Annotated in this window: 16 protein-coding genes; 7 read left to right on the forward strand and 9 right to left on the reverse strand. The window is 68.9% G+C overall.

The features are described 5' to 3' along the window. The first annotated feature begins 14 nt into the window (after positions 1 to 14). Together IEZ09_RS38805 and IEZ09_RS38810 are read left to right on the forward strand one after the other, a co-directional pair. Positions 15 to 1265: an FAD-binding oxidoreductase gene (locus tag IEZ09_RS38805; RefSeq protein ID WP_189258853.1), complete on the forward strand. Its 1251-nt coding sequence runs from the start codon at positions 15 to 17 to the stop codon at positions 1263 to 1265. Continuing rightward, on the forward strand, positions 1266 to 2498 hold the full coding sequence (locus IEZ09_RS38810; RefSeq protein ID WP_189258838.1) for an SAM-dependent methyltransferase: 1233 nt from the start codon (positions 1266 to 1268) through the stop codon (positions 2496 to 2498). It abuts the gene before it with no gap. A gap of 49 nt (positions 2499 to 2547) precedes the next feature. Here IEZ09_RS38810 and IEZ09_RS38815 read toward each other — a convergent pair whose 3' ends face one another. From IEZ09_RS38815 to IEZ09_RS38825, 3 genes are all read right to left on the reverse strand, one after another. Beyond that, positions 2548 to 3384 (reverse strand): S1C family serine protease, encoded by an 837-nt coding sequence (locus IEZ09_RS38815; RefSeq protein ID WP_189258839.1) that lies wholly within the window; start codon positions 3382 to 3384, stop codon positions 2548 to 2550. A 66-nt stretch (positions 3385 to 3450) separates the two neighbouring features. Then, positions 3451 to 5490: a putative bifunctional diguanylate cyclase/phosphodiesterase gene (locus tag IEZ09_RS38820; RefSeq protein WP_189258840.1), complete on the reverse strand. Its 2040-nt coding sequence runs from the start codon at positions 5488 to 5490 to the stop codon at positions 3451 to 3453. A 262-nt stretch (positions 5491 to 5752) separates the two neighbouring features. Beyond that, the gene (locus IEZ09_RS38825; RefSeq protein ID WP_189258841.1) at positions 5753 to 6850 is read right to left on the reverse strand and encodes an LLM class flavin-dependent oxidoreductase; all 1098 of its coding nucleotides are present in this window, start codon (positions 6848 to 6850) and stop codon (positions 5753 to 5755) included. A gap of 182 nt (positions 6851 to 7032) precedes the next feature. Between IEZ09_RS38825 and IEZ09_RS38830 the strand changes: the two genes are divergently transcribed. Further along, positions 7033 to 8727: an FAD/NAD(P)-binding protein gene (locus IEZ09_RS38830; protein WP_189258842.1), complete on the forward strand. Its 1695-nt coding sequence runs from the start codon at positions 7033 to 7035 to the stop codon at positions 8725 to 8727. Here the strand turns inward: IEZ09_RS38830 and IEZ09_RS38835 are convergent. From IEZ09_RS38835 to IEZ09_RS38850, 4 genes are all read right to left on the reverse strand, one after another. Then, complete coding sequence (locus IEZ09_RS38835) at positions 8716 to 9183, reverse strand: flavin reductase family protein (RefSeq protein ID WP_189258843.1); 468 nt, start codon at positions 9181 to 9183, stop codon at positions 8716 to 8718. The two genes, IEZ09_RS38830 and IEZ09_RS38835, sit on opposite strands and share 12 nt — an antisense overlap. Then, a complete protein-coding gene (locus IEZ09_RS38840) occupies positions 9180 to 9659 on the reverse strand; it encodes an NADPH-dependent FMN reductase (RefSeq protein ID WP_189258844.1) in 480 nt (159 codons plus the stop codon). The genes IEZ09_RS38835 and IEZ09_RS38840 overlap by 4 nt, the downstream gene beginning before the upstream one ends. A 56-nt stretch (positions 9660 to 9715) precedes the next feature. Further along, on the reverse strand, positions 9716 to 10519 hold the full coding sequence (locus IEZ09_RS38845; RefSeq protein ID WP_189258845.1) for a S1 family peptidase: 804 nt from the start codon (positions 10517 to 10519) through the stop codon (positions 9716 to 9718). 79 nt (positions 10520 to 10598) lie between these two features. Further along, positions 10599 to 12254 (reverse strand): FAD-binding dehydrogenase, encoded by a 1656-nt coding sequence (locus IEZ09_RS38850; RefSeq protein ID WP_189258846.1) that lies wholly within the window; start codon positions 12252 to 12254, stop codon positions 10599 to 10601. Between the two features lie 73 nt (positions 12255 to 12327). On the opposite strand from IEZ09_RS38850, the gene IEZ09_RS38855 reads away from it, so the two are divergent. Beyond that, entirely contained in the window at positions 12328 to 12747 is a 420-nt protein-coding gene (locus IEZ09_RS38855) for a cupin domain-containing protein (protein ID WP_189258847.1), read from the forward strand. Between the two features lie 267 nt (positions 12748 to 13014). After that, positions 13015 to 13458, forward strand: coding sequence for a DUF6098 family protein (locus IEZ09_RS38860; RefSeq protein ID WP_229813334.1), 444 nt, complete (start codon positions 13015 to 13017; stop codon positions 13456 to 13458). Here IEZ09_RS38860 and IEZ09_RS38865 read toward each other — a convergent pair. Together IEZ09_RS38865 and IEZ09_RS38870 are read right to left on the reverse strand one after the other, a co-directional pair. Then, positions 13442 to 14131, reverse strand: a complete 690-nt coding sequence (locus IEZ09_RS38865) for a hypothetical protein (protein ID WP_189258849.1) — start codon at positions 14129 to 14131, stop codon at positions 13442 to 13444. The two genes, IEZ09_RS38860 and IEZ09_RS38865, sit on opposite strands and share 17 nt — an antisense overlap. Positions 14132 to 14158: 27 nt before the next feature. Then, a complete protein-coding gene (locus tag IEZ09_RS38870; protein ID WP_189258850.1) occupies positions 14159 to 16084 on the reverse strand; it encodes a tetratricopeptide repeat protein in 1926 nt (641 codons plus the stop codon). 106 nt (positions 16085 to 16190) lie between these two features. On the opposite strand from IEZ09_RS38870, the gene IEZ09_RS38875 reads away from it, so the two are divergent. Both IEZ09_RS38875 and IEZ09_RS38880 read left to right on the forward strand, forming a co-directional pair. After that, a complete protein-coding gene (locus IEZ09_RS38875) occupies positions 16191 to 16670 on the forward strand; it encodes a hypothetical protein (RefSeq protein ID WP_189258851.1) in 480 nt (159 codons plus the stop codon). A gap of 252 nt (positions 16671 to 16922) precedes the next feature. Continuing rightward, the gene (locus tag IEZ09_RS38880) at positions 16923 to 20162 is read left to right on the forward strand and encodes a S8 family serine peptidase (RefSeq protein WP_189258852.1); all 3240 of its coding nucleotides are present in this window, start codon (positions 16923 to 16925) and stop codon (positions 20160 to 20162) included. Positions 20163 to 20246 lie beyond the last annotated feature (84 nt).

Below are 20246 nucleotides of genomic sequence, written 5' to 3' on the forward strand. Positions count from 1 at the left end.
CGCAGTACGCCGCGATGCGCGAAGGTGCGCCGGTGCGGCTCGCGAAGAAGACGTCGAACCTCTTCCGGTTCCGCGCCGAGCAGTCGGGCGGGTTGGACGTCGGCAGGTTCGACCGGGTGCTGGCGGTGGACCCGGTCGGACGCACCGCGCAGGTGCAGGGCATGACCACCTACGAGAATCTCGTCGCCGCGACACTGCGCCACGGCTTGATGCCGCTGGTCGTGCCGCAGCTCAAAACCATCACGATCGGCGGTGCGGTCGCCGGTCTGGGCATCGAGTCGACGTCCTTCCGCAACGGACTCCCGCACGAGTCCGTGCGCGAGCTGGAGATCCTCACCGGCGACGGCGAGGTCGTGGTCGCCAAACCGGACGACGACCTGTTCCGCGCGTTCCCCAACTCCTACGGGACGCTGGGCTACGCGCTGCGGCTGGAGATCGAGCTGGAACCGGTGCGGCAGTACGTGCGGCTGCGGCACGTCCCGTTCGGCTCGTTCGCCGAATGCGCCGCCGTCATCGAGGAGGTGTGTTCGGACGGTTCGGCGGACTTCGTCGACGGCACGGTGTTCTCGCGTGGCGAGATGTACCTGACGTTGGGCCACTACGCCGACATCGCGCCGTACACGTCCGACTACACCGGAAACCAGATCTACTACCGGTCCATCCAGAAGCGCCGCACGGACCACCTCACGATCCACGACTACCTGTGGCGCTGGGACACCGACTGGTTCTGGTGCTCGCGGGCGTTCGGTGCGCAGAACCCGGTGGTGCGGCGGCTGTGGCCGAAGCGCTACCTGCGTTCGGACGTGTACCGCAAGCTCGTGGCCAAGCATCGGCAGCTGAGGCCGCGGGTGGACGTCGAACCGGTGATCCAGGACGTGGAGATCCCGGTCTCGGCGCTGGCCGACTTCCTGGACTTCTTCGACCGCGAGATCGGCATCTCGCCGGTGTGGCTGTGCCCGGTTCGCCTGCGCGACACCACGGGCTGGCCGCTCTACCCGATGGACCCGGACACGTTGTACGTCAACGTCGGGTTCTGGTCGGAGGTCCCGGTGCGGCCGGGAGAGAAGATGGGTGACCGCAACCGGCTGATCGAGCGCGAGGTGGCGCGGCTGGGCGGTCACAAGTCGCTGTACTCGGACTCCTACTACAGCGAGGACGAGTTCTGGCGGCACTACAACGGTTCGCACTACCGGTCCGTGAAGTCCCGGTACGACCAGACGAACCGCTTGCCTGATCTGTACGCCAAGTGTGTCAGGGGACGATGAATGCGGTTGGCCTCCATTTTCCAGCGCATCACGGGTGGCAGCGACGTTCGCTTCCAGGCCTACGACGGCAGCACCGCCGGCCCGTCGGCCGCGTCGGTCGCCATCGACATCAAGACGCCGGAAGCACTCTCCTACCTGGCCTCGGCACCAGGTGAGCTCGGGCTCGCCCGCGCCTACGTGACCGGTCACCTGGAGATCCTCGGCGACGTGCACGCCGGCCTCTCCCAGCTCTCGGAGTTCTCCCTGCGGCAACTCCCGTGGCTGCAACGCGTCGAGCTGCTCCGCTTCCTCGGCCGGATCCGGTTGTCGCACAAGGTGACCCCGCCGCCGCAGGAGACCCGCCTGCGCGGCCTGCGGCACTCCAAGGCCCGCGACCAGCAGGCCATCGCCCACCACTACGACGTGTCGAACCAGTTCTACGAGTGGATCCTCGGCCCGTCGATGGCCTACACCTGCGCGGTGTACCCGACCGCCGAGTCCACTTTGGAGGAAGCCCAGTTCGCGAAGCACGACCTGGTGGCGCGCAAGCTCGGCCTGAAGCCCGGCATGAGACTGCTGGACGTCGGCTGCGGCTGGGGCGGCATGGTCATGCACGCGGCCCGCGAGTACGGCGTGCGCGCGATCGGCGTCACGCTGTCGCGCAACCAGGCGGAGTGGGCGCAGAAGGCGATCGTCGAGGCAGGCCTGTCCGACCTGGCCGAGGTGCGCCACCTCGACTACCGCGACGTGCGGGAGACGGGCTTCGACGCGGTGTCGTCGATCGGCCTGACCGAACACATCGGCAAGGCCAAGCTGCCCGGCTACTTCTCGTCGCTGTACAGCAAGCTCAAGCCCGGCGGACGGCTGCTCAACCACTGCATCACGCGGCCGAACAACAAGGAGAGGTCGCTGTCCGGGCCGTTCATCAACCGGTACGTGTTCCCGGACGGCGAGCTGGTCGGGCCGGGGTACATCGTGTCCCAGATGCACGACACCGGGTTCGAGGTGCGGCACGAGGAGAACCTGCGGGAGCACTACGCGCTCACCCTGGCGGCCTGGAGCCGCAACCTGGAGGCGCACTGGGAGGAGGCCGTCGAGGAGGTCGGAGAGGCACGGGCTCGGGTGTGGCGGCTGTACCTCGCGGCGTCGCGGCTCGGGTTCGACCGGAACAACATCCAGCTGCACCAGGTGCTCGGGGTGAAGCTCGACGGCACGAAGTCGCACATGCCGTTGCGGCCGGACTGGCTGTCCTGACACGGGGAAGGGCCGCGGCGGGTGCCGCGGCCCCGACCTCCCCCCTGGGTCAGCTCAGCTTGTCCACGATCTGCTTGGCCGTGTTGGACGGGATCGCGAACCCGATCCCCACGCTCCCGGCCTCCCCGCTGCTCGCCGCCGGCGAGTAGATCGCCGAGTTGATCCCGATCAGCTCACCGGCCGCGTTCACCAGCGCACCACCGGAGTTACCTGGGTTGATCGACGCGTCGGTCTGGATCGCCTGGTACGACACGGAAGACGCGCGCCGGCCCTCGCCGGGCACGGTCACCTTGCGGTCCAGCGCCGAGACGATGCCGGTCGTCACCGTGCCCTGCAGACCGGACGGCGAGCCGATCGCCATCACCGCGTCACCGACCTTGACGCCGTCGGAGTCGGCCCACTTGATCGGCGTGAGTCCGGAGACGCCGGAGGCCTTGATCACGGCCAGGTCGGACGACGGGTCGGTCGCGACGACGGTGGCGGGCACCTGGCGGCCGTCGTTCAGCGTCACCGTGAGCTGGCCGCCGGAGGACGCCACGACGTGGTTGTTGGTGAGGATCTGGCCGTCGGCGGTCAGGATCACGCCGGAACCGAGGCCGTTCTGGAGGTTCACCTGGACGACGGAGGGCAGCACCTTCGCGGCGACCGTCGTCCAATCCACTGTGGACTGGTTGAGGACCGTCTGCGCCGACACGGACGACGGCGAGGAGGCAGGGGAGTCCGGCGAGGCGATGACCGCGCCGGTCACACCTCCGAACAACCCCGCGACGAGTGCCGCCGCGGTGAGCATCGGGGCCGTGCGGCGCCAGAACTTCGGCGCCGGCGCAACGGCTGGCTGCGGTTCCACCAGTGACCCGCTCATCGCGGGGAAGCTCTGCTCGGTCATGGCTCCACGATGGACCGCCATCATGTGAGCAGCCTGTGGGAAAAGCCAAAGAATCCCTGATAAGAACTAGCTGAGAAGAAGCGCGGAAACGGCTGAGGCCGGCAGCGGCGGCCCGAAGTGCGGTCCCTGCGCGCCCGTCACGCCCAGCTCGGCCAGCCGGGCCGCCTCGGCCGCGGTCCGCACGTCCTCGGCGTAGAGCGGCAGGCGCAGGACCGACGCCCACTTCAGCAGGGCGACCGACGCGCTCTCGTCCAGCTTGTTCGCGCCGGCGTCCAGGCCGCGCACGACGGAGCCGGTGAACTTCACGCCGCTGAGCGGGAGCTGGCGCAGCCGGTCGACGCCGACGTTGCCGCCGTTCACCTGGTCCAGCACGAGCCCGATGCCGCGTTCGGCCAGAATCGTCAGCTCCTCCAGCTGCTCGTCGTTCAGCAACGACGGCAGGTGCTCGTGCAGCTCGAAGCGCAGCAACGACGCGGGCAGCCCCGTCCGGTCCAGCACGCGGGCGACCTCGGCGACGAGCTCGGGTTCCTGGCACAGCCTCGGCGGCAGGTCGATGGAGAGTGCCGGGGTCCTGGCGCCCAGAGCGGAACACCACTGGCCCGCCTGCTCGCACGCCTCCGAGAGCGCCCAGTGCACGAGGCGGAGGATCATGCCGTTGCCGGAGGCCTGGTCCATGAACACGTCCGGGCACAGCACCCCGCGCTCCGGGTGGTTCCAGACGATCTTCGCCTCCAGTGCGAGCACCGATCCGTCGGCCAGCGAGTGGACGGGCAGGTAGTCGACCCGGAACTGGCCCTCCTCCAGGGCGCCGGGGATCGACGCGGCGAGCGCGTACCTCTCCTTGTCGCGCAGATCCCGTTCCCTGTCGTACAAAGCCCACTGCGCCTTGCCGTCGCGCTTCGCCCAGCCGACCGTGACGTCCGCCGCCCGCAACAGGTCCACCGCGTCACCGCCGCGGGCCGCCCGCGCCACGATGCCGATGCTCGTCGTCACGCCGACGCCGTGCGCGCCGATCCAGATCGGTTCTTCCAGCTGCCTGGTGAACTCCTCGACCAGCGCGATCACCCCGCGCACGTCCCGCGGATCCTTGATCAGGACGCCGAACTCGTCCTCGCCGATGCGCGCGACCTTGCCGACGTCCTCGGTGAACACCGCCCGCAGCCGCGTCGCGACGTGGATCAGCACCCGGTTGCCGGCCTCGTGGCCGAAGGCGTCGTTCACGCCGCGGAACCCGTCGATGTCGACCTGCACCAACGCGAGCGCCTCCGGACCCTTCGAGCCGACCGCGCCCTCGATCCAGCCGAGGAACTGCGCCCGGTTCGGCAGTCCGGTCTGCACGTCGTTGAGGCTCTGGCGGACGAGCTGCGTCTGCAGCGCGCGCATCTCGTTCATGTTCTCGATCATCGTGACGAAGTACGGCGGCGAGCCCTCGTTCTCGCGCACCAACGAGATCGCCATGTGCGTCTGGATCGTCTCGCCGTCGCTGCGGATCATCCGCGCCTCGACCCTCAGGTGGTCGAGATCGGAGTTGATCAGCCGCTGCCCGGCCTCCCGCAACGCCTCGCGGTCGTCGGGGTGGGCGAGCTCGCGGCCGGTGATCGTGCGCATGTCGTCGCGCCTGTAGTCGAGCATGGTCAGCAACGCCTCGTTGACGTCGATGATCTGCCCTTCGAGGTCGACGACCACGATCGGGAAAGCCGAGCTCTGGAAGATCGCCCGGAACTTGGCCTCGCTCGCCCGCACCGCGCTCTCGGCCCGGCGCATCGCGTTGATCGCGGCCGTGCGGGTGATCTCCTGCTGGTCGAGCGTGCGGTCGCGCATCCCCTCCGCGTACCCGGCGGCGAGCGCGGCCAGCTGGGCCGGCGTGACCGGCGCGTGCTCGCCGAGGTGGGCGAGCGTCTCCTCCAGCGTCGACGACGAGACGAAGTCGTGCTCCACCATCGACCGGCCGACCCGCCGAGCCTCGGCGGCACCACCGGTGAGCAGCTGCTCGACGTACTCGCCGAGCAGTTCCTCGAGTTTCCCGCGCGTGAGGTTCGCGAGAAGCGTGCTGGAGATCGCCGCCGCCCAGTGAACAGCGTGCTCTCGGCTGTCGACCGTGTTCATTCAGCTCAGCTGGCCATTCGTGGGGACCGGGGTGATCTGCTGATCGATCGTCCGACGCCAATCGATACGCCTGCGCGGCCCACTTCCGCCAGATTCGGTCGAACGGGTGACAGCCCGCGCGATACCACCACCGGGTGTGGGTCCAACAGACAAGCTTACTGATCACGCTTCGCCTGTCCAACCGAACCCGAATCCCCGCGCGTGAATCGTGGGTTTTCCCCTGAATTCACTCGTTTGAACTAGTGAATCGCCTCCTGAGTGGTCACGCGGCCCTGGCCCGGTCCCGCTTCGCGACTTCCTCGCGCACCAGCGGGATCACGTACCTGCCGAAGTCGATCGCGTCGTCGAGCAGGTCGTAGCCGCGCGCCGACAGGATCTCCACGCCGAGGTCGTAGTAGTCCAGCAACGCCTGCGCGACCGTCTCCGGGGTGCCGACCAGCGCGTTGGAGTTCCCGGCGCCGCCCGTCGCCTTCGCGGTGGGCGTCCACAGTGCACGGTCGAAACGCTCGCCGCGTTCCGCCACGGCCAGAAGCCGCTGGGAGCCGGTGTTCTCCGGGTTGGTCAGCGAGTGGCGGCGGCTCAGCGGGCCGTTCGCCTTGCGCGCCTCGATCCGGTCGAGCGTGCGGTAGGCCTTCTCCCAGGCCAGTTCCTCGGTGGGCGCGATGATCGGCCGGAACGCGACCTGGATCTTCGGCACGTCGGTGCGGCTCGCGTTCCTCGCCGCCTGCTTGACGGACTCGATCTGCTGGGCGGTTTCGGCGAGCGGTTCGCCCCACAGGCAGAAGATGTCCGCTTCCGCGCCGCCCGCCTCGTAGGCCGCGGGGGAGGAGCCGCCGAACGACACCTTCGGCCGCGGTTGCTGGACCGGGAAGACGTCGCTCACGAAGTCGGCGAAGTGGTAGTGCTCGCCGTCGTGGTCGAACGCCTCCCTGCTGAGCCACGCCTTCTTGACGATCTGGATGTATTCGCGCGTGCGGCCGTAGCGCTGGTCCTTGGTCAGGTAGTCGCCCTCGCGCTGCTGTTCGTGGTCCGTGCCGCCGGTGATGAAGTGCACGGTCAGCCTGCCGTCGCTGATCTGGTCGAGCGTCGCGAACGTCTTGGCGGCGAACGTCGGGTACGACACGTTCGGCCGGTGCGCCAGCAGGATCTGCAGCTTGTCGAGCTTCGCCGCCAGGTACGCGGCGGCCGAGGCGGGTTCGGGGGAGCCCGACCCGTACGCGAACAGCACGCGGTCCCAGCCGTGGTCCTCGTGCGCCCGAGCGAGCCTGATCGTGTAGTCCTTGTCGAAGGAACCACCGGTCCGCGGCGTCGTCTCCGAGCCGTTGTTCGTGGCGGCGATCCCGAGAAACTCAACTGGCATGGCGGATTCCCCAGAGCTGGTAGGTGCGTTGAGGGAGACGCCAGCCGAGTCCAGCACCGGACGATCGGTGCTCGCAACGGTGTCCACAGAGCGGGATTTGCTTGCACACGCGGGGTACCGTGGAGGTGTTCGCGTTGAGGGGCGCGGCTTGTTTCTCGTTGCCCTCCAACGGAAAGACGCGCATGCGCACACTCGTCGTCATCGGTGGCGGCCCTCGTGCCGCCGGTCTGCTGGAACGCATCGCCGCCCAGTCGCCGTCGCTGGAGCTGGCCGTGCACGTCGTCGATCCGCACCCGCCGGGTGCGGGCCGGGTGTGGAGGCACGCGCAGTCTCCGTTGCTGCGCATGAACTCCATGGCCGAGGACGTCACGGTCTTCACGGACTCCAGCTTCGACGGCGCGGGCCCCGTGCGCCCCGGCCCGACGCTGGCGGAGTGGGGTGGCGTCGAGCCGACGTCGTTCCCCTCACGTCAGGTGCAGAGCGGATATCTGGCGTGGTTCTTCGACCACGTCCGGAAATCTCTGCCTGCGAACATCTCTGTGTCGGTGCATCCGGCACGGGCGCTGAAGGTCGTCGGCAACTGGGTGTGGCTCGACAGCGGGGAGTCGCTGCGGGCCGACGTGCTGGTGCTGGCGCTCGGCCACCTCGACGCGGAACCCGAGCCGGAGCACCGCAAGCTGGCCGAGCACGCCGAGGAGCACGGCCTGGTCTACCTTCCTCCGCTGTACTCCGCCGACGCGGATCTGTCCGCTGTCACCGGCGACGTCGTGATGCGCGGCTTCGGCCTCGCCTTCATCGACCTCATGGTGCTGCTGACCGAGGGGCGTGGCGGCAGATTCGTCCGCTCTGGCGGCGAAGTGCGTTATCTGCCTTCGGGTTCGGAGCCGCGCCTGTTCGTGGGCTCGCGGCGTGGCGTCCCCTACCACTCGAAGACCGGCTACCGACTGCAGGGAACCCGGCCTTCGCTACCGCACTTCTTCGTCGCGGATGCGTTGAAGGGAAGAAGTTTGGACTTCCGCGCCGACGTGTGGCCGTTGATGGCCAAGGAAATCGCGTGGGGTCACTACCACGAGCTCTTCACCGGTCATCCCGGCCTGGTGCGGATGCCGTTCACCGAGTTCGCGGTGAGCTTCGCGGCGTTGCCCTGGTACAGCACCGAGATGCGGGAGCTGGAGGCCCTCGCGGTGCCTGATCCGGCCGACCGCATCGACTTCGAACGCCTGGACCGCCCGCTGGCCGGGCTGACCTTCGCGTCAGGAGAGGAGTTCCAGCACCACCTGCGCTCGTACGTCGAGGCGGACGTTGCCCGGCGCTCGGATCCGCGGTACAGCGCCGATCTGGGTGCGTTCCTGGCGCTGCTGTCGGTCTACGGCCAGCTGCCGCGGCTGATGCCGTTCGACGGCTGGTGGCACGGCTACTTCAGCTACCTCGCCTCCGGCCCGCCACCGGATCGGCTGGAGGAGCTGCTGGCGTTGTCCCGCGCGGGAATCGTGCGGTTCGTCGGCGCCGACATGTGGGTGGAGGCGGTGGACGGCGCGTTCCTGGCGGGCAGCCCGACAACGCCGGACGTGGTGCGTGCCAACGGTTTGATCGAAGCACGCCTGCCCACGCACACCCTCTCGCGCACGGCCGACCCGGTGCTGAAGTCGTTGCGCGCGGTCGGCGATATCTCGGAGGACGACGCGGGGCTGGTGCGGGTGTCCGCGGAGGGCCGTCTGATCAACGACCGCGGCGAGGAGGACCCGGTGCGGTTCGCCGTTGGTCCCTACACCACGCAGAAAGCGTTCGCGGCCTTCGCACGCCCGAACACGAACGCCCCGGCGTTCCGCCAGAACGACACCCTCGCGCGGGAGATCCTGCGGACGCTAGGCGACTGAGGTGTAGCGCCCCTGGTGCCGCACCAGGGGCGCGTCGATGTCCGAGTGCGTGATGTCCAGCGGTTCGCCGACGAGCGCGACGTGATCGCCGACCGCGATCCGCCGCGCGGTCCGGCAGCGCAACCGCACCGGCGCGTCCAGCAGCCGCGGCACGCCGTCCTCGTCGGGCTGCCAGCGCGTGCCGGCGCCGAACCGGTCGACGCCCTTAGTGGCGAAGAGCGTCGCGAGCTCGGTCTGCCCGGCGTCCAGCAGGTGCACGGCGAACAACGGCGCGGTGCGCAGAACCGGCCACACCGACGCACCCTCGCCGATCCACACGACGACCAGGGGCGGCTCGAACGAGGCCGAGGTGAACGACGAGACCGTCGTGCCGACCGGCCCGTCAGCGCCGCTCGCGGTGACGATGGTGACCGCCTGGGCGTGATGCCTCAACGCGTCGCGCAGTTGCTCCTTCATCGCAGCACCTTCAGGGCGTCCAGGTCGAAGTCCGTGACGTCGGCGGGTAGCGCGGCCTCGTTCAGGAACACCGTCTGGGGCACCAGCGCTCCCAGCTCCGCCAGCACGGGCCGCAGGTGCACCTCGACGGCCAGCGCGTGCCTGTCGGACGCGGCGATCTGGAGCGGTACGACGACCTTGCCCCGCAACCACCCCGCGGGTGCCTGGTCCAGCACGGCCTTGAGCAGCCCGGTGTAGGCGGCCTTGTACGTCGGCGTCGCGACCACCAGCACGTCCGCCTGCGCCACCGTGTCCAGCGCGGCCTTGACGGTGTCCGGGTCCGTGAAGACGGCGGGTGCCAGCGCGGCCGCCTCGACGACCGGCCCCTCGACGGGCACGCCGAGTGTCGCGGCGAGGGCTTCGCGCAACGCCAGGGCCGCCTGCAGAGTGCGCGAGGCGGGCCGCGGGTTGCCGACCAGAACACCGATCTGCGTCATGCCTTCCAGCACAGCCGCAAGCCGGGTGACCGTCAACCCGCGTCCACCACGCGAGATCAGTGCGAAATCTCTTTTGCGACCCACGAGTTGATGGCGTCGACTCGCGCGTAGATCGCCGGGTGGTCAGGCCTTGCGCAGCCGACGCCCTTCGACACCAGGCCGATCAGCTTGCCGCCGGCGACGAACGGACCACCGGAGTCACCGTTGCAGGCGTCGATCCCGCCCTCCTGGTGGCCGCCGCACAGCATCGACCGGTTCTCGTAGAAGTCGTTGCCCTCGTCGTCCTTGCCCCAGAAGACGCGGCACGTCTCGTCGTCCAGGATCGGGATCGAGGCCTTCATCAGGTAGCCGTTGGTGCTGCCGCCCTCCTTGACCGCACCCCAGCCCATCACGGTGGCGGACCTGCCCGGTGCGTACAGGTGGCGGTCGGCGGCACCGGCCATCCTGATCGGCTTCTGCTTCAGCGAGCGGTCGAGGGTCAGGACCGCGGAGTCGAAGGAGATGCCGTCGTACTTCGGGTTGATGACGATCTTCGTGAGCTTCGCGACGACACCCTCGCCTGTGCTGTGGACGTTCTCCCGCCCCGCCACGACCACGCGTTTGGTCAACGGGATCGGCTTCGGACCCGTCACGCCCTCGTCGACGCAGTGCGCGGCCGTGAGGATCTTGTCCGGTGCGACCACCACACCGGTGCACCGGGGGTCGCGCGTGTCGGCCGTCGGCGCCAGGTACACCGCGAACGGGTTGTCCTTGATGGACGCCCGTGTGCCGCCGACGACCTGAGCGGACGGGTCCGCCACGGCTGTGCCCGCCATCGTGAGTACGACCAGCGCAGCCGTGATTCCACCTCGTAACAGCATTTCGCCGTTCCTTTCCGCGGGGAACTTCATTACGCGGCAAGGAACGGCGAGTGCTTCGTCTCAGTTCGACCTGTGCAACTTAAGAGACCGCGTCGGCCGCCGCACGCCCGGCCACCCGGCCGGAGAACAGGCAGCCGCCGAGGAAGGTTCCTTCCAGCGCCCGGTACCCGTGCACGCCACCACCACCGAACCCGGCTGCCTCACCGGCCGCGTACAGCCCCGGCAGCACCTCGCCGGAGGTGTCGAGCACCCGCGAGGACAGGTCGGTGTGCAGGCCTCCCAGCGTCTTCCGCGTGATCACGGACAACCGGACGGCGATCAGCGGACCGGCCTTGGGGTCGAGCAGCCGGTGCGGCTCGACGACGCGGATCAGCTTGTCCGTCAGGAAGTGGCGGGCCGCGCGGATCGCGTTGACCTGCATGTCCTTGCTGAGGCCCGCGGTCACCTGGCGGTCGCGTTCGATGATCGTCTTCTCCAGCGCGGCGGCGTCGATGCGGTCGTCCCCGGTCAACGCGTTCATGCCGCGCGCCAGCTCCGCGACCGTGCCGGCCTGGATGAACTCCTTGGACTTCCGGGCGAACGCCTCCACCGGCGCGACGGCGCCCGGCAGCGCGCGCTTGAGCACCGCGCGGGTGTCCTTGCCCGTGAGGTCCGGGTTCTGCTCGGAGCCCGACAGCGCGAACTCCTTGCCGATGATCTTCTTGTTCAGCACGAACCACGAGTGCTCGTCGCCGCGCGAGGTGATGTGCTGCAACGCTCCCAGTGCGTCGAAGCCGGGGAACAGCGGGATCGGCAAGCGGTTGCCGTCCGCGTCGAGCCACAGCGGTGACGGGCCGGGCAGGATGCGGATGCCGTGCCGCGACCACACCGGCGCGTAGTTCGCGATGCCCTCGGGGTAGTGCCACATGCGGTCGGCGTTGATGATCGAGGCGCCGGCCTTCTGCGCGACCTCCATCATGTGCCCGTCCACGAAGTCCGGCACACCGGCGAGCATGAACTTGGGCGGCGTGCCCATCCGCTCCGGCCAGTTGCGCCGCACCAGGTCGTGGTTGCCGCCGATGCCGCCGGACGTGACGATGACGGCCTGGGCGCTGAGCGAGAAGTCGCCGACGACCGTGCGCGAGCTCGGTTCGGCGCGGGCGACCGACGAGGGCTCCAGCACCTCGCCGGACACGCCGTCGCACACGCCGTTGGTGACGTTGAGGCCGGTGACCCGGTGCCGGAACTTCAGCGTGACGAGCCCCTTCGCCACACCCTCGCGTACCCGACGCTCGAACGGCTCGACCACGCCGGGACCGGTGCCCCAGGTGACGTGGAACCGCGGCACCGAGTTGCCGTGCCCGTCGGCCAGGTACCCGCCGCGCTCGGCCCACTGGACGAACGGGAACCACCGCACGCCCATGTTGTAGAGCCAGGAGCGCTTCTCCCCGGCGGCGAAGTCCACGTAGGCCTGCGCCCACAGCCGTGGCCAGTGGTCGCTCTCCCGGTCGAACGCCGCCGAGCCCATCCAGTCCTGCAGCGCCAGGTCGTGCGAGTCTTTGACCCGAAGCCTGCGTTGCTCGGGGGTGTCCACCATGAACAACCCGCCGAACGACCACCAGGCCTGGCCGCCGAGCGACGCTTCCGGCTCCTGGTCGAGGAGGATGACCTTGCGGCCCGCGTCCGCGAGCTCTGCGGTCGCGACGAGACCTGCGAGGCCTGCGCCGACGACGATGACATCCGCGTCATGTGCCATCGGGCGAGCATAGATCCACCGCTGGTCACGCACGAGACCTGAATCAAGTTCACTTTCTGGGGAGTAGACGACGATGACCTTCCGGCCGGCTTCTGAAGTGGGGTTCAGCACCAGGACCACCAGGTTCGTGGCACCCGGATCGGTGACGAACGGCGAGTTCGGCCTGTTCGAGTGGCGGATGGAGGCCCGCCAGCCCGGCGCCCGCCCGCACTTCCACAAGACCTTCTCCGAGTCGTTCTACGTGCTCGAAGGCGAGATCTCGCTGTTCGACGGCGACGAGTGGATCAAGGGAGGGGAGGGCGACTTCCTCTACGTGCCGCCGAACCGGCCCCACGCGTTCCGCAACGACAGCGACGCGCCCGTCCGGATGCTGATCCTGTTCTCGCCGGGGATCGCCCGCGAGAAGTTCTTCCTGGAGGTCGGAGAGGCCAAGGGGCTGCCGCCGGAGGAGCTGGAGGCGTTCTACGCCCGGCACGACCAGTACAACCTCTGAGAGGGTGCCGTCGACCGCCACTACCGGTGAGGGGGGTTTCCGGAGTGCCGGTCGACGGCGGGTTGACCGCGGCGCGAGCGCACGACGCCTGCGGAAGGACTTTTCCAGCCTGGGGGTGCCGGATCGTCCTGGCGCGGGCTCCAGCGCCCGCGGCCAACCACATTGTTGAACGTACAACCGGAGCGTGGTGTTCCGGTCGCCTTTCACTGTGACCAGGCTCAATTCCTTCAGGTTGTCTTCAGGTTCGACCGGGGTATGTCACCAGGTGTGACGGATGAACTGCCCACGATCACAAATCTCGCCGACCTGGTCGGCCTTCTGGGTGACGACGTCTACATCCGCTGGTCCAAGGGCCCGGACGCGGACGCCGCCTCGACCTCGCGCGACTCCCTGACCGGCGTTGACCTGCCAGGACTGTCCGCGAGCCCGCTGCGCGTCGAACCGTGGTGGGAGGACCGCTCGCGCGAGCTGTGGGTGGCACGCCGCCTGTTCGACTACCGCCACCTGCGCGACCTGCGAGGCCCTGACGTGCGCGCCTGGGTGCTCCGCGGCGAGGAGGTGGGCCGCGGCCCGGACAACGAGCCCCTGGTCCGCTGCCTGGAGCCGCTCGCCTGGGTGGCCGATTCAGCGCTGAGCGAGTGCGAGGACATGGTCAACGCCCAGCACTCCGACGAGTGGGGCTCCCTGGACCGCTCTAGCTCAGCTCCGTGAGCCTGCGCTCGGCGGCCTTGCGCGCCTTCTCCGCCGCCGCTGAGATCCGCTTGGCCTCCTCCAGCCGTTCCGCGGCCCGGTCGAACGCCCGCTGCGCCGCCAGCTGGTCGGCCTGCGCCTCCCCGAGGGCCTGCTCGGCCTCGTCCAACGCCTGCTGCGCCTCGGCCCGCTTGCGCTCCTGCCGCTCCCGCCGCTTGCGGGCCAGCGCGTCCTCGCCGTCGGTGCTCGCGGGCTCCGGCAGCGGCGTCGCGAACCCGAACCCGGAGTACTCCAGCGCCTTGGTGAGGTGCCCCGCCCGCACCTGCTCAGCGGACTCGGGATCGGACATCGCCGCCGTGAGGGTGTTCCGCACCTGCGTGACGGCATCGTCGGCGAGCGGCCCGGTCAGCTCCAGCGTGCGGTAGACCAGCGTCTCCAGCAGCTCCTTGCGCTTGCGACCGAGCTCCCGCATGGTCAGCTGCGCCGTGGAGAGGCCCAGAGCCTCCTCCAGCCCCGCCGGCGCGTCCCTCACCAACCGGTTCACCGCCCAAGCGCCCACGGTCGGCTTGCGCAGGTCGGCGATGGCCTTGGCGAGGTCCTTGTCGCCCGCCTGCTTGGCGGCGGCGTTGCGGGCCGCGGTGAACTCCTTCGGGGGGAGCCCGTAGAGCTCGTCGGCGACCAGCTTGAGGTCCATGGGCGCAAGGTAGCGCCTGATCAGCCTTCAGTCTCGCCGAATGTGCCCGAGCGCCTGCCTGATCATCACCGTGAGCTTGTGGTCCTCCCCGAACAACTGCTCGACCACCTCGGACGTGGCCAGGAGCAGGTCCGCCGAGCTCTCGCGCTCCCCGCGCAGGCGGAGAACGACTCCGAACATGCTGGCGGCCATCAGGGTGAGCGGGTGATCGAGGCCGAGAGTGTCCGAGGACGCGGTGGCCAGTTGGCTGCACAGCGTTGCCGCGTCGTCGTATCGTCCGGCAGCGACGTAGGCGTTCACGGCCGACATCATCGTGTGGAGCGTCGACGGCGACACCGGCCCCAGGGTCGTCAGCTTGTCCTGCAGAGCTGATTCGATGATCGTGCACGCGTCGTCTGCTCTGCCTGCGGCGACGTACGCGGATGCGAGGTCGTCTGCCAGGTCGAGCGCCTCCCCGGTGTCACGCGGGCGCCGTCGTGACAGCTCCGCGACCTGCTCGAGTACCGCGACACCCTCGTCGGCCCGGCCGAGATCGAGGTAGCGCCGTCCGAGCCGCCGAGCCGTGTCGAGAGTGACCCGGTGGTCCTCGCCGAGGGTCTTCTGGGCCGTGGTGAGTTCGGCCTGCATGAGGTGCAGGTCGTTGTCGGGCAGGTTGCCGTCGGCGTTCGCGATCTCGTCTCGGAGGTCGATGACGAGCTGGTGCCCTTCGCCGAGCCGCGTGCGACCTTCTGCGTAGGAGCTCTCCGCGATCGATGCCGCCGAGCTCAAATCGGCGACGTCCCGTAGAAATTTGGCTGCCCAGAGTCGGAGCGTGAGCACGAGTTCGAACACCTCGAGCCGCAGCGTGGAGCCGGTGTTCGCCCACAACGCTTCGATCTGTCGCACCAGTTCGTTGCCGAGGCGGCGATGCCGCCAGCCGTCGCCGAAATCCGCTCGGTGAGTGAGCAGCTTGACCGCGTTCACGAACGCCTTCAGTTCGGCGGTCGTGCCCTTGCTGCGGTCGCGGATCACCCGCTGCACCAACCGGTGCATGCGCACGGAGGAATCGCCTCCGAAGTCCACGAGCGACGCCTCGTACAACCGCGCCAGTTCGTCGTCGGCCTCATCGCCGAGCACCTGCCGGGAAACACCCTCGGGGGACAGCAGGGACAGCACCGCCACCAGCTCGCTGTCTTGGAACGGCTCCAACGCCATGAGCACCGCGGTGGCCGCACCGAGCGGGTACGGGTCGCCGTCCCGCCTGCTGAGTTGTTTCTCCGCCGGGAACTTCCGGAAGTTCTCCAGGTACTTCGGGTAGCCCCAGCGAGCAGACCTGATCCGCGCCGCCGCCTGCGCCAGGGCCAACGGCAGGTAGCCGACTTCGTGGGCGAGTTCGGCAGCGGCGACGCCGTCGTCGAGCCCCGTCGCTTCCCGCAGGAACCGCAAGGCGGTCTCCTGGTCGAAGACCTCCACCGGGACCTCGCCCTTGATCTGCGATCCGCGCACCGTGCTGGTGATCACCACCTGGGTCGCGCCGACAGCCGGCAGATAGGGTCTGACCGCGTCGAGCGACACGACGTTGTCGAACACCAGCAGCGCCGGCCCAGGCCGCGTCTGCAGGTGGTTGCGCACCCTCGCGGCCGTGATGTCAGCGCCGTCCTCCGGCCGGTACAACCCCAGGCGGTCGGCGAGCTCGACCATCCCGGCCCTGATCTGGTCCTCGGTCTCCGCGCCGATCCACGCCACCAGCCACCCGTCCCGCACCCGCTGCCGCGCATGAGCCGCGGCGAGCTGCGTCTTGCCCACCCCGCGCTGCCCGGTCAGCACACAGACCGGCTCACTCAACAACGCGAGCGCGACAGGCGTTTGGAAGTTGGGCGGCTCATGCGGGATCAGCCCGGTGACCACCTGACCCGCGGGCACCTCGGGCAGACCGCGGAACTCCGCCCGCAGAGGCAGGTCCTGGTTTCGCACCGAACAATGCTATGCGCCCGAATCGGGTAAACAGGATGGGGAGATGCACACCAGGTGGAGATGGGTCCTGTTCGGGCTCGGCGCCGCCGTCGCCCTGGCAGGCCCGGTGGCGATGCTCGACGGCCCTTGGTACGCGATCGTGTTCGGCGGCCTGTGGCTTGTCATGGGCGGCGCCGTGGCGTGGCGCGGCTTTGCCATGGGCACGCGGCTCACCGACGAGGGCATCGTGTCGACCGACCTCGAAGGCCGCACGGTGATCCCGTGGTGCGGCATTGCCGCGATCGAGCCCGTGCGGCGGCGCAACCTGATCTTCTTCCACACGATCGCGCCCGTGGTGCGGTTGAGGCATCGCACGGAAACGCTCACCGAGCTGAGTTTGCTGTCGATCAAAAAGGACTCCGTGCCCGAACGGACCGCGAGTCAGATCAAGGAACTCCAGCGCGCGTTGGCCGTGCACCGGCAGAACTGCCCGGCGTGCGGGGCGCAGCCGAAACCGCTCGCGACCGGCCAGGGGATCGTCGGGCGCCTGCGGTCGAGATTGCGGTCGCTGTTGCGCGGAAATAGCGATCAGTCCATCGTTCGCTGACGGGATCCTGTTACACGGCAACGTCATTCACCGTTGACACAGGCCTTGACATTCCCCTCCATCAGCTCTTGACTGGAGGGCAACTGCTCGTTCCACGGCAAATGCGAAACGTGCGGCACTAAAACGTTGCCCTGACAAGCCGCTGAACAGTCCAATGTGGAACCACAGAATGCTCCGGGGAGACTATTGCCCCTCGCGAGGCGAAGAGATGTGCTTCTGAGCACTCTTTACCCCACGAAGGGCATTCGCGCCGTGAAGAACTGGAGACGCCGCACCGGCACGGTCTTGCTGACCGCGGTGCTGGGCACTGCCGGGCTCGGCTTCGCCGCCACCCCCGCCATCGCGCAGAACGCAGCGCAGCAGGACAAGCCGGCCGCCGACAAGCAGCTGGACAAGAAGGACCGCGAGCTCGTCGACCAGGCCGCCCGCGAGGGCAAGCCGACCGTCGACCTGCTGGTCGCCGCCGAGGACGGCAAGACCGATGCCGCGGTCAGCGAACTGAAGGCGCTCGGCGCCACGGTCCAGAAGACCGAGAAGGACGTCGACTACGTCAAGGTCACCATCCCGCGCGACAACGCGGAGAAGGCGGCCAAGCTCAAGTCCGTCAGCACGGTGGACGTCGACGGCCTCATCGCGCTCGACGACCCGCGTCCGCAGGGCATGGAGCAGCCGGCGCCGCAGACGCCGCCCGGTCCGAAGACGCCGCGCACCAACCCGTACATGCCGACGCAGGACACGCAGGCGGCGCAGTTCGCCACCGCGCACCCGCAGTGGGACGGCCGGGGCACCACGATCGCCGTGATCGACTCCGGCATCGACCTGGACACCCCGGCCCTGCAGACGACCAGCACCGGTGAGCGCAAGATCATCGACTGGTACAACGCGAACGCCACGAACTCCGGCGACGGCACCTGGGTCACCATGACCAAGACGGGCGTCGTCGGCAAGTTCACCAACGGCGGCCGTGAGTGGACCGCGCCGGCGACCGGCGGCCCCTACTCGTTCGGCCTCTTCCGCGAGACCGCGGGCGACCTGGGCACGGCCGCGTCCGAGACCGGCGGTGACATCAACCGCGACGGCGACCGCACCGACTCGTTCGGTGTCATCCAGGACATCACGACGAAGGAAGTTTTCGTCGACACCGACGGTGACGGCGACTTCACCAACAACAAGCGGATGCTCGACTACAAGGTCAAGCAGGACGTCGGCTTCTTCGGCACCGACAACCCCGCGACCCCGGTGGTCGACCGCGTCGCGTTCGTCGTGCAGACCGACCGCTCGATCTACGACAACGCGGGCACGCCGTACGTCAACCTGGGCATCTCGGGTGCCGCGCACGGCACGCACGTCGCCGGCATCACCTCGGCCTACAAGCTGTTCGACGGCAAGATGGCCGGTGCCGCGCCCGGTGCGAAGCTGATGGCCATCAAGGCCTGCCTCTCCACGCCGTCCTGCACCAGCTCCGGCCTGATCGACGGTGTCCTCTACGCCGCGCGCAACGGCGCCGACGTCGTGAACATCTCCATCGGTGGCCTCCCGGCCCTCAACGACGGCAACAACGCCCGTGCGGAGCTCTACAACCGCACGATCAACGAGTACAACGTCCAGCTGTTCATCTCGGCGGGCAACTCGGGTGCCGGCGCCAACACCGTCGGTGACCCGTCGGTCGCCACGGACGCCGTGAGCGTCGGTTCCTACATCACCAGCGCGACCTGGCTCTCCAACTACGGCTCGAAGACCGCGCAGAAGCAGAACCTGCACGGCTTCTCGTCGCGCGGCCCGCGTGAGGACGGCGGCTTCAAGCCGAACATCGTCGCGCCGGGTTCGGCGATCTCCACCACGCCGCGCTGGCAGCAGCCCGGCCCGGTGGCGGGCACCTACACCCTCCCCGCCGGCTACGCGATGTTCAACGGCACCTCGATGGCCGCCCCGCAGGCGACCGGTGCCGCCGCGCTGCTCGTGAGCGCCTACAAGGCCGAGCACAACGGCCAGCGCCCGACGAGCGCCGAGCTGCGGTACGCGATCCAGCGCAGCGCCAACTTCGTGAGCACCCTGGGTGCCTACGAGCAGGGCGCCGGTCTGTTCAACACGAACGCCGCGTGGTCGTTGCTGGACAAGCACGGCGTGCCGAACAAGGTCACCACCTCGGTTCCGGTCAACACCGTCCTCAGTGGACTGCTGGCCACCCCGAACACCGGTGTCGGCATCCACGACCGCGAGGGCGTGACCGCGGGCCAGGAGTACACCCGCACCTACACGCTGACCCGCACCACCGGTCACGACCACATGGAGACGTGGAACGTCTCCTGGAAGGGCAACGACGGCACGTTCAAGGCGGCCAAGACGGTCGACCTGCCGCTGAACAAGCCGGTCCAGTTCCCGGTGAAGATCAAGGCGACGAGCGCGGGCGTGCACAGCGCCGTCCTGCAGCTGGACGACGTCGAGACCCCCGGTGTCGACGTGCAGACCCTGAACACCGTGTTCGCGGCGCAGACCTTCAACGCCGCCAACCAGTTCTCGGTCACCAAGTCCGGCACGATCGCGCGCAACCAGTCGACCAGCCTCTTCGTGAACGTGCCGAAGGGCACGACCGCGCTGAAGGTCGACATGAACGCCGGTGGCGCCGAGGCCGGCAAGGGCCAGGTCCGCTTCCTGCGCTTCACCCCGCAGGGCGTTCCGCTCGACGTGACCAGCTCGACCAACTGCTACAACCCCGACGCGGGTGCCGGTTGCTCCGGTGGCACCCCGACCAGCCGCACGGTGACCAGCCCGATGGCCGGTGTGTGGGAGATCGTGGTCGAGGCGCGCCGCACCTCCGACGCCGACCTGGCGCCGTACTCGGTGACCGCGTCCGTGCTCGGCACGTCGATCAGCCCGAACCCGGACGTCATCGCGTCCGCGGCGCTGGGCGTCCCGCTGAACCGCAGCTACACCGTCACGAACACGCAGGCCGCGTTCAACGGCCGGCTCGTGGCGGGCGCGGTCGGCAGCGCCAAGTCGGGCCGTCCGTCGATCGCGAACCTGGCGACCAGCTTCTTCGACATCCAGGTTCCCGCTGGTGCCTCGAAGCTGACGGCCACCATCGGCAACCCGGCCGACGCGTCTGCCGACCTCGACCTGTTCGTGCTGAACTGCACGTCCGGCACGTGCGTGGTCGCCGGTCAGTCGGCGGACGGTGACTCCGAGGAGTCCGTCACCGTCAACGCTCCGGCCGCCGGTCTGTGGCGCGTCCAGGTGGATGGTTACTCGGTGCCCGCGGGCACCACGGAGTACGACTACTTCGACGTCTACACCGCCGCCGGTCTCGGCACGCTGACCGTGACCGACAGCAACGCCGACCGCGCCGCCGGTGCGTCGTGGAACGCGTCGGGCGTCCTCACGCCGCTCGGCCAGCCCGGTGCCGGCCGCGTGCTGCGCGGTGAGCTCGAGGTGCGCACGTCGGACGAGAACACCGTCGGCAACGGCGCCGTGATCGTCCAGTCCGTCAGCTAGCCCCGAAAAAACGATGAACGGCGCTTTTGTTCACCTGAGCCCGGATCCACCGATGGATTGTTAGCGATCTTGGGTGTGGGTGTG

The organism is Lentzea flava, from assembly GCF_014648475.1.
GTDB lineage: Bacteria > Actinomycetota > Actinomycetes > Mycobacteriales > Pseudonocardiaceae > Lentzea > Lentzea flava.

Bases quoted from the DNA above. Each gene is read 5' to 3' on its own strand.
- IEZ09_RS38805 (WP_189258853.1), top strand. From the start codon at position 15: ATGCGCGAAGGTGCGCCGGTGCGGCTCGCGAAGAAGACGTCGAACCTC.
- IEZ09_RS38810 (WP_189258838.1), top strand. From the start codon at position 1,266: ATGCGGTTGGCCTCCATTTTCCAGCGCATCACGGGTGGCAGCGACGTT.
- IEZ09_RS38815 (WP_189258839.1), bottom strand. From the start codon at position 3,384: ATGACCGAGCAGAGCTTCCCCGCGATGAGCGGGTCACTGGTGGAACCG.
- IEZ09_RS38820 (WP_189258840.1), bottom strand. From the start codon at position 5,490: ATGAACACGGTCGACAGCCGAGAGCACGCTGTTCACTGGGCGGCGGCG.
- IEZ09_RS38825 (WP_189258841.1), bottom strand. From the start codon at position 6,850: ATGCCAGTTGAGTTTCTCGGGATCGCCGCCACGAACAACGGCTCGGAG.
- IEZ09_RS38830 (WP_189258842.1), top strand. From the start codon at position 7,033: ATGCGCACACTCGTCGTCATCGGTGGCGGCCCTCGTGCCGCCGGTCTG.
- IEZ09_RS38835 (WP_189258843.1), bottom strand. From the start codon at position 9,183: ATGAAGGAGCAACTGCGCGACGCGTTGAGGCATCACGCCCAGGCGGTC.
- IEZ09_RS38840 (WP_189258844.1), bottom strand. From the start codon at position 9,659: ATGACGCAGATCGGTGTTCTGGTCGGCAACCCGCGGCCCGCCTCGCGC.
- IEZ09_RS38845 (WP_189258845.1), bottom strand. From the start codon at position 10,519: ATGCTGTTACGAGGTGGAATCACGGCTGCGCTGGTCGTACTCACGATG.
- IEZ09_RS38850 (WP_189258846.1), bottom strand. From the start codon at position 12,254: ATGGCACATGACGCGGATGTCATCGTCGTCGGCGCAGGCCTCGCAGGT.
- IEZ09_RS38855 (WP_189258847.1), top strand. From the start codon at position 12,328: ATGACCTTCCGGCCGGCTTCTGAAGTGGGGTTCAGCACCAGGACCACC.
- IEZ09_RS38865 (WP_189258849.1), bottom strand. From the start codon at position 14,131: ATGGACCTCAAGCTGGTCGCCGACGAGCTCTACGGGCTCCCCCCGAAG.